A 9,330-nucleotide genomic window follows, 5' to 3' on the forward strand; every position below is an offset into this window, starting at 1 on the left:
GATTGGTTTAAACTAAGGGAGTTTATATTCGTAGGCTGGATCACCCAATCATTATCCCCTTTGCCATGGGGGTTTTTAAGTGGGGATTTGGCATTCTTGCTTGCGGGGTTTAACGCACTGCCATGTGATGGTGGGGTATTAATCTGCAAGTCAGAGGGCTTAATGGTAGTTCCGCCCGATTCTAATATATCAGACGCACCGGCAACTTCTCCACCGCTAAACCCCGTTTGGCACAATTTATTATCTCTAAGCCGGATTTAGATTTGATTGGACTTTGATGGTCATTTTTGAGACTATTTTAAGAGAGTTAAGGGTTGCGTGTCTTAGCTAGAGTATAATTAAGATCATCTCAACAAAAGGAAGTTCCATGCAAGACTCCTATGAACGCGTTCTCTTTGATCAGATTTCTCAACGGCTCGAAGCACTCACTAGTTTGGAGGCTAACCGCCCTGATAAAAATATCCATGAGGAATTAGCCAAGCAAGGCTTAGAGAGACGCGACTTTATGAAGTGGGTGAGTGCCATGACAGCCACTCTAGCCTTACCGGCTAGCTTTGTGCCCTTAACTGCCAAAGCCGTTGAGATGGCCAATCGCCTCCCAGTCATTTGGCTACACATGGCAGAATGTACGGGGTGTAGCGAAAGCTTGCTTAGGAGCGAAGACCCCAGCATTGATAGTGTAATCTTTGATTATATCAACCTAGAATACCACGAGACTATTATGGTGGCTAGTGGCCACCAAGCAGAACACAACTTAGAGCAGGCGATCCAAAAACATAAAGGGAATTATATTCTGATGGTAGAGGGGGGGATTCCTCAAGGCACAGAGTATTTTTTAACCATTGGGAGCGAGGGGCGCACGGGGGCACAAGAGTGTATCCATGCGGCCAAATATGCCAAAGCCATTTTAGCCATTGGGACATGTTCGAGCTTTGGGGGCGTGCAGGCAGCTTACCCTAACCCCTCTAATGCACAGGCTTTAAACAAGATCATCAGCCAACCTATTATCAATGTGCCCGGCTGTCCGCCTAGTGAGAAAAACATTGTGGGTAATGTGCTCTATTTGCTCATGTTTGGTACAGCCCCCAGATTAGATGCCTATAACCGCCCCACTTGGGCTTATGGACACCGGATACACGATCAATGCGAACGCAGAGGGCATTTTGATGCGGGCGAGTTTGTCCAGCACTTTGGAGATGAAAATGCCAAAAATGGCTTTTGTCTTTACAAAGTGGGTTGCAAGGGCCCTTATACATTCAATAATTGCTCCAAATTGCGCTTTAATTCCCACACAAATTGGCCTATTGGGGCTGGGCATGGCTGTATTGGGTGCTCTGAGCCCAACTTTTGGGACACCATGAGTCCTTTTGAAGAACCCATCTCTAACCGCTTGATCACACCCATTACCAGTGCTTTTGGGGGGGTGGGGGCTGATAGGGTGGCAGATAGTGTAGGCATTGTAGCTCTGAGTGCTAGTGCGATTGGCATTGCGATGCATGCGGTGATCTCAGGGTTAGCCAAAAACAAAGATCAATCCAGTGAGGATGAAATGAGGAGTTCACATGGCTAAGAAGATCATTGTCGATCCCATTACCCGCATTGAGGGGCATTTGCGCATTGAGGTGATCGTAGATGATCGCAATGTGATCACCGATGCGTTTTCTTCTTCCACTCTCTTTAGGGGGCTAGAAACCATCATTAAGAATCGCGATCCACGCGATGCGGGCTTTATCGCCCAACGCATTTGTGGAGTCTGCACTTATTCACATTACAAAGCGGGCATTAGTGCAGTTGAGGATGCTTTAGGGATTGTGCCCCCTTATAACGCCCAGTTGGTGCGCTCCTTGATGAATATTGCGCTTTTGTTGCACGACCATGTGGTGCATTTTTACACTTTGCATGGGCTAGATTGGTGCGATCTATTGAGCGCGCTGAAAGCCGACCCTAAAAAGGCTAGCCAAATTGCCTTCCAATATAGCGATTATCCCTTAGGCACGGGGGAAGATGAACTTAAAGAAGTGCAAAAACGCGTGGGGGATTTTGCCAAACAGGGGGCATTAGGTCCCTTTGCTAATGGCTATTACGGGCATAAAACCTACCATCTAAGTCCGGAGCAAAATCTCATTGTGCTCTCCCACTATTTGAGGTTGCTAGGCGTCCAAAGAGAGGCAGCCAAGATGACCGCCATTTTTGGGGCCAAACAGCCCCATCCGCAGAGTTTGACCGTGGGCGGAATCACTTCTGTTATGGATGTGCTAGACCCTACCCGTTTGGGTGAGTGGAAAAGCAAATTTGAGGTTGTAAAAGATTTTGTGCAACGGGCTTATTACCCGGATATTGTGATGGCAGCAGGCATGTTCAATCAAGAGGACAGCGTACTAAAAGGTTGTGGGCTTAAAAATTTCATCGCCCATGAGGAGATTTTATTGAGTAGGGGCAAGTATCTTTTGAGCTCTGGGGTGGTGCTCAATGGGGATTTGGGCACTTTGCATCCCATTGATGAAAACCTCATCAAAGAGGAGGTTACGCATTCATGGTATCAATATGACCATGATGCGGTAGCTTTACACCCCTATGATGGAGAGACCACCCCCCATTATACTGGCTTTAAAGAGGGGCAGAGTGTAGGCTTAGATGGTGAAATGGTCACCAGTAAGGTTTTGGACACGCAGGGCAAATATTCTTGGATCAAATCCCCCCGCTATAATGGCTTACCTATGGAGGTGGGACCTTTGGCATCCCTAGCTGTAGGATTGGCAGCTAAAAATCCCCATACGACCAAAGTAGCCCACCAATTCTTAAAAGACACCCAATTGCCCATCGAGGCGATTTTTAGCACTTTGGGGCGCACCGCCGCGCGTTGCTTAGAGTCCAAGATTTTAGTGGAAAATGGCTTACAAACTTGGGATTCTTTGGTGGAAAACCTCAAATCCGATCAGAGCACATGCGCGCCCTATAAAATTGACAAGAATAAAGAATACAGGGGGCGTTACATCGGGCAAGTGCCAAGAGGCATGTTAAGCCACTGGGTACGGATCAAAAATGGGGTGGTCGCCAATTACCAAGCGGTCGTCCCCTCTACTTGGAACGGAGGAGCTAGAGATGCTCAGGGGCAAAAGGGACCTTATGAGATGAGCTTGATTGGCACTAAAATCGCAGATTTAACCCAACCCCTAGAGATCATCCGCACGATCCACTCTTTTGATCCCTGCATTGCATGCTCGGTGCATGTGATGGATTTAAAAGGGGCTCATTTGGGGGAATTTAAAGTCCAACCCAGTTTTATTAAGGGGGTACACCATGCCAAAGAATAGTTACCACGCTTACCAAGAGTTTTCCGGCTTTGTGCGTTTGTTCCATTGGATGCGTGCCTTTGCCATCTTTTTTCTAGTGGGGAGCGGGTTTTATATCGCCTATCCCTTTTTACAACCCAGTTCCAGTGTTTATAGTGGCATGTATTTTTTGCAAGCCTATATCCGCAGCGCGCATATCATGTTGGGCTTTATCCTCATTGCTGTCTCTCTTTTTAGGTGTTATCTCTTCTTCTTTGATCGCAAAAGCCATGCAGAACGTTCATCGGCTAGGAATGTATGGGATTTGGACGCTTGGATCAAGCAACTCAAGGTGTATTTTTGGATCAGTAAGGCGCATAGTGGCGCAGGGGCTTACAACCCCCTCCAATTCATCGCCTATTTGAGTTTGTGTATCTTGTTGGTCCTCATTTCTCTAAGCGGGGTGGTGCTCTACTACAATGTCTATCACAATGGCTTAGGCGCATTTTTAGCCCCCTTGTTTAAATGGTTTGAGGTGTTGTGTGGGGGGCTTTCCAATGTGCGTTATATCCACCACTTGAGCACTTGGGGGATTATCCTCTTTGTGCCCGTGCATGTTTATATGGTGGTTTTCCACTCCATTAGGTTCCCCGATGGTGGGGCTGATAGCATGATTAGTGGCATGCGTTATGTCAAGGATTGATCTGAAAATCCTAATCTTGGGCATTGGCAATATTTTACTGGGCGATGAAGGGGTGGGGGTGCATTTGGCCAACTTCTTGGCATGTAATTACCGCTTTGGGGGCGCACACAAGGTGGAATGCATGGACGGGGGGACTATGGCGCAGGCGTTAATCCCTTGGATTGTGGAATGCGATCATCTCTTGCTTTTGGATTGTGTGAGCGTGGCGGGGGCTCAAGTGGGCGATCTCTATTGTTTTGACTTCCAACAAATCCCTCCAGACATCACTTGGGCAGGGAGCGCGCATGAGGTGGAGATGTTGCAAACCTTGAAGCTTACCGCCTTGATGGGCGATTTGCCTCCCACCACCATCATCGGTCTAGTCCCCTCCATTTTGCAAGAAAATACCAGCTTTGATCTCAGCCCTTCCATGCTCAAGGGGGCACACCTAGCCATAGAAAAGGCTTTGGAGATTTTAACGCAATGGGGCGTGTGCGTTACTCCCAAATCCACAATCAAGAGTCTAGAGGCAATCGCCCAAACTTCTTATAGGATGATCTGAATGGAAAACTTTGTGTTTAAATTTGAATCGATTGGGGAGTTAGGCACACAAGTGGGGGCGTTGTTAATGGATTTTTTAAGCGCGCATGCACACGCACAAAACTTATCCTATGCCACTACCCCAGAGGCTTTCTATTTGCAAGCCACGCCACAGCAAGCCCAAAGCTTTGCCGATTTTTTAAGCCAACACCTGCCTCTAGCACTCAGTTTTAAGTTTGTAGGCGTGGAGGTAACCGGGCAAACTCTAGAGTTCAATACCTCCCCTAAAATGGCCCCTCCTATAGATGTGCTAGAAGAGCGCAATGCCCTAGAACATGGCAATTTAGATGGGATTGGAGAAGTCATTTATGAGCAAAAACCTTGCTTGGACTTTGCAGAAATAACACATGCTTTTCAAGATATTTTAGATCGCCTCCAGCAAAAACAACATGTGATCTTAAAGACCTCTAGGGGAATTTACACCCTCTCTTGCACCCCCCTAGAAAACTCAAGCGTACTCTTTATGGATTTGGCCAGTGTCCTCTCTTTAACCCGTTTGGATCAAAGAAGCGCGCAGGCACTTTGCACGCTAGAGAAGCCCCAACTTGTAGCGACCCTCAAAGAAGTCTTTGTATCTGATTTTAAGGGTCTAGAGATTTACGCCCAATTGCCCTATGATTTTGGGCTTGCCCTCTTGGCACACTTGGGGCTCAAGCGAGACATCTCTTATTTGTTTATGGCACCCAGCCCAAATACCCCGCATTTGAGCTACACCACAAAAGCCCCGAGTTTTCCCCATCAAGTCTTCAGCGTGGCCAAAAATGGACTCCTATTGCCCCATGCCCGCACACATGCCAACCCCACCTTAGAATTTGTGCGCCAAGAAGCCCCCAAAGAGCCCCATTTGGTCTTGTATTTGAATTTTGAACGCCCCACTTGCTGTTGGGTCTATGATGGGGTTTATAAAGAATTGTTGCGCTGGCAAGTGCCCACCTCTCCTAGCACATTGCTCCAAGAAGTGCAGAAAAATGCTAAGGGGCGTAAGCTCTATGCCAACTACCAAAAAGCCTACCCGGAGTTATGCGCCCGCCTAGAGCAAAGCCCTATCACAGAGCCAAGCCATAATCTTTTAGACTTCTTGGCTGGCTTGCTCCAAGTTTTGGGTTTGAGCAAGACACACGACCCATACGCACTCTTCGATCAAGCCAAAAGCTTTCTACGCACCAAGGGACCTTATATTGATTTTAAGCTGGCTAAAGACCCCCCCAATCTCAACCCCGCTCCCACACTCAGAAGCGCGATGAGCTATGCATTAGGGGGCACGGACGCACCCACCATGTGTTTTGGTATCCTCGACTCTTTGGCGCAATTTTTAGGCAATATCATCTATGACACACATACCCAATTCCACCTTAATCATGTCTATCTGTGTGGGGAAGTGTTTTTGCAAAAAGTCTTTTTGGATCTCTGTGTTGAATATTTCCCCAAAGAATGCACCCCTATCTTCCCCCTCAAACACATGGATTACCTAGCCTAGAGAATACGCTCTAAATCAGCCAAAATAGGCTAAAATGTGCCATTTCTGGAGGTTTATGCCATGGATTTGAGGTATGTTAATGGGGCTCAGATGAAGAGGAATGCCAAAAATCGCTTGGATGCCTATTTTACCAAACCTGAAATCGCCCAAAAGTTATTGACTAAAACTAAAGAGGTGATTAGCCAATATGAGGCGTTGGAGCAATACACTTGGCTTGAACCCAGTGTGGGTGATGGTTGTTTTTACACCCTTTTGCCAGAAGCCAAAATTGGCATTGACATTAGTCCAAGCAAGTTTGACACTATACAAGCCAATTATTTAGATTTTACCCTACCCTCTAAACCCCTAATTGTCATCGGCAATCCCCCATTTGGACACCGCGGGGTGCTAGCATTAGAATTTATCAACCACTCCAAAGACGCTGATTTTGTCTGTTTCATTTTGCCCATGTTTTTCCAAAGTCTGGGGAAGGGGTCTGTGCGTTATCGCGTGCGTGGTCTGCACCTGCTCTATGAAGAGAGTTTGCCCAAAAATTCTTTTTACTTGAGCGATGGGAGGGAAAAAGATGTGCATTGTTGTTTCCAGATCTGGAGCAAAAACCACCAAAACAACACAGAGGAATTTAGCTGGTACCGCCAGAAAGAAAAGCACGAACCTTTTAGCAGCATTGTCAAAGTGGTTACCGTGTCCTTAGCCAAAAATAGAGAATGTGGCAAGGAATGGATTTTTAATAAAAAGGCAAATTTTTACCTCTCCAGCACATTTTTTAAAGAAAACGCCGTTGTGAGAGATTTTGCCCATGTCAAGTATAAAAGCGGGATCGCCATCATTTATACGCCAAATGCACCCAAAGAAAGACTGGATACTCTGTTCTTAAACGCCGATTGGATCAAGTATAGTTCGCTAGCCACAAATGGTTGTAGGCACATTGGGAAATCCCATATTTTTAGACTTTTGCAAGATGGAGGCTTATGATGTCATTGGATTTTAACCAAGTTTTGTTAAACCTAGTGGAGAAAAAATACGAGGAAATCGAAAGCAAGCGGAGGAGTGGCATTTTTGAAAAAATTTTGCGTTTTGAGGGGAATGCTATAGGTCAAATCGGAGAGAGTTTTATGAAGGAAGTGTTCGAGCTGTTGGGTTTGCCCCTAGACCCGTGCAATAAAGAGATTATTCATGATGAATATGATCTGCTCTCCAAGGGCAAGAAAGTGGAAATCAAGACGGCTCGAAAGGGTCTCAACAATAATAATTTCCAATTCAATGGGATTAACCCCAAATACAACTACGATTATATTATTTTGTTGGGCATCACGGTTGAGAGCGTGCATTACTATATTATTGACAAAAAACAAGACTATATCTATAAACACAAGGAACGCAAAGAGGTGATTCGCATCCACAATAAAGAAAAACAGCTGGTAGCCATGAATCCGGGTAACCAAGCCAATTATAAACTCACCCTCACCCTCAGCGATCTAAAACCCATCACAAGTTTTGAAAAGGATTTACGGGCTTTTTTGATTCATGATGGTTTGTGTGTTTAGTTTTGTGTAGGGCTTTGGGGGGGTAGATTAGGTTGTATCCGCTAAAAGGGGGCGGTTTGGAGTGTTTGATTAGCAATGGTGCAGATTAAGTATCTATTTGGGAGAGGTTGGCATTAACAAGATCACAGATTTAATGGGTAAAGTTGTTCTAGACAAGTATTTTTGGCTGATGTGGCTTATGCCTATAGTCGCTAGTGGGTTTTCTGTGTCGGTGCAAGCAAGGGGCGAGCTTTTTGCACAAATACTCTTGGTGGCTTTTTATGGCTTTGCCTTCTTTTATGTTTTTTATTTTCTTTTGACCTTTATCCCCTCGCATAAAATCACAAATATCTTAAAAGGCACTCTATGCCTTATCAGTCTGGTGCTCACAGGCATTGATTTTTTCAGTGCCTACTATCTGCACACAGGTTTTACCCCAGCTTTAGTGGGGACTTTATTGGCCACCAATCTTAGAGAAACCCAAGAATTTATGCATGCCATGTTATTGCCCCATTGGGGCTTTGTGTGCGCTTATGTTCTTGCTTGTGGCGGATTCTTGGGGTTTGTGCGGGGGGGGGGGGGGGGGGAATCAATTTAAGCCGCAAATTTAGCTATGGGCTTTTAATAGGGCTTTTTGGAGTTTTTGGCGTGCATACAGGGATCAACTATTACTTACAAGGCATGCATGGGATTGTGATTAACCCCAATATCACCACGCATAATATCCCCGTTGTTAAAGAAATCTTGGCTATATCCACCACCATTAAGGACTACACAGGAAGCGCAACTTTATACAAAAACCTTAGAAAGCCCTTAGAAAAGGATTATTTAAGCGTGGAGAGCAATAGCGTGCCTAATGTGATTTTAATTATAGGGGAGGGTGCATCTAGGGATTTTATGGGGGTTTATGGCTATGGTGTACCTAACACCCCACTAGCTAATGCCCTACAAAAAAGCCAAAACCTCTTTGTTTTTGACGATGTCATTTCTGCTTATGCTATCACGGCAGCCGTTTTTCCTACCTTGCTCAGTTATGGGGATTTTGAGCATAAAAACACGCCTTGGTATGCCTATAACACCATAGGGAAGGTGTTCAAGCAAGCTGGGTATGAAACATTTTGGATAGATGTCCAAGATGACTTGTCTAGGAACAATATTTACGCCCACCTAGCCCACCCTTTCACCCATAAATACTGGACAAATGCGCCCTTAGACATCCCACAAGCCACCCAAGATATTTGGGCGTTTGAAATGTTAGGGCATATACGCCCCCAATTACAAGATAAAAATTTTATCCTCTTACATCTCTTTGGGAGTCATTTTATTTATAGCCGGCGTTTCCCTAAAAGTTTTGCCAAATTCACCACCACAGACATCCCCTATCAAGGCTTACATGTCCAAAATGAGGGTGATAAACAAGTTGTTGCTGATTATGTGAATTCCATTTACTACACCGATCACATACTAAATAAAATTTTCCAGTTTTTCAAGAGTAAAGACGCTATCATTTTTTACCTATCTGATCACGCTCAAGACATTTTCCAAAGCTCCAACACTTACGGGCATAGCTGTTCTAAACATGGTGTAGAAATCCCTTTTATGGTCTATGTTACAGATATCTTCAAGCAAAAGCACCCCGATAAAGTTAAATTAATCGCTGGAGCGGTGCATAAACCCTTTATGAGCGATGATTTAATCCATGCCCTTTTGCCCATCGTTGGGATACACACCAAAGATAACTTAGAGAGTAAAAACCTTTTTGACCCGCATTTT

At 45.2% G+C, this 9,330-nt stretch carries 9 protein-coding genes and 1 pseudogene; 9 read left to right on the plus strand and 1 reads right to left on the minus strand.

What is annotated here, in order from left to right:
* Positions 1 to 236: pseudogene (locus tag EAO36_RS08580) on the minus strand (hypothetical protein); the annotation flags it as partial.
* A 131-nt stretch (positions 237 to 367) separates the two neighbouring features.
* Between EAO36_RS08580 and EAO36_RS07795 the strand changes: the two are divergent.
* The 9 genes from EAO36_RS07795 to EAO36_RS07835 all read left to right on the plus strand — a co-directional run.
* Positions 368 to 1,570, plus strand: coding sequence for a hydrogenase small subunit (locus EAO36_RS07795; RefSeq protein ID WP_120948793.1), 1,203 nt, complete (start codon positions 368 to 370; stop codon positions 1,568 to 1,570).
* Positions 1,563 to 3,314: a nickel-dependent hydrogenase large subunit gene (locus EAO36_RS07800; RefSeq protein ID WP_120948794.1), complete on the plus strand. Its 1,752-nt coding sequence runs from the start codon at positions 1,563 to 1,565 to the stop codon at positions 3,312 to 3,314. Before EAO36_RS07795 ends, EAO36_RS07800 begins: the two co-directional genes overlap by 8 nt.
* Entirely contained in the window at positions 3,301 to 3,975 is a 675-nt protein-coding gene (cybH, locus tag EAO36_RS07805; RefSeq protein WP_120955959.1) for a Ni/Fe-hydrogenase, b-type cytochrome subunit, read from the plus strand. The genes EAO36_RS07800 and cybH overlap by 14 nt, the downstream gene beginning before the upstream one ends.
* A gap of 1 nt (position 3,976) precedes the next feature.
* On the plus strand, positions 3,977 to 4,516 hold the full coding sequence (locus EAO36_RS07810; RefSeq protein WP_104641000.1) for a HyaD/HybD family hydrogenase maturation endopeptidase: 540 nt from the start codon (positions 3,977 to 3,979) through the stop codon (positions 4,514 to 4,516).
* A complete protein-coding gene (locus EAO36_RS07815) occupies positions 4,517 to 6,031 on the plus strand; it encodes a protein hydE (RefSeq protein WP_120948796.1) in 1,515 nt (504 codons plus the stop codon).
* A gap of 60 nt (positions 6,032 to 6,091) precedes the next feature.
* On the plus strand, positions 6,092 to 7,006 hold the full coding sequence (locus tag EAO36_RS07820) for an SAM-dependent methyltransferase (protein WP_185963034.1): 915 nt from the start codon (positions 6,092 to 6,094) through the stop codon (positions 7,004 to 7,006).
* Between the two features lie 5 nt (positions 7,007 to 7,011).
* Positions 7,012 to 7,578: a restriction endonuclease gene (locus EAO36_RS07825; protein WP_412779209.1), complete on the plus strand. Its 567-nt coding sequence runs from the start codon at positions 7,012 to 7,014 to the stop codon at positions 7,576 to 7,578.
* Between the two features lie 133 nt (positions 7,579 to 7,711).
* The gene (locus EAO36_RS07830; protein WP_162983285.1) at positions 7,712 to 8,155 is read left to right on the plus strand and encodes a hypothetical protein; all 444 of its coding nucleotides are present in this window, start codon (positions 7,712 to 7,714) and stop codon (positions 8,153 to 8,155) included.
* The coding region (locus EAO36_RS07835; RefSeq protein WP_235852419.1) for a phosphoethanolamine transferase at positions 8,101 to 9,330 on the plus strand (1,230 nt) is incomplete at its 3' end. The genes EAO36_RS07830 and EAO36_RS07835, both read left to right, overlap by 55 nt.

This window comes from Helicobacter mehlei (genome assembly GCF_003660265.1).
GTDB classification, from domain to species: Bacteria; Campylobacterota; Campylobacteria; order Campylobacterales; family Helicobacteraceae; genus Helicobacter; species Helicobacter mehlei.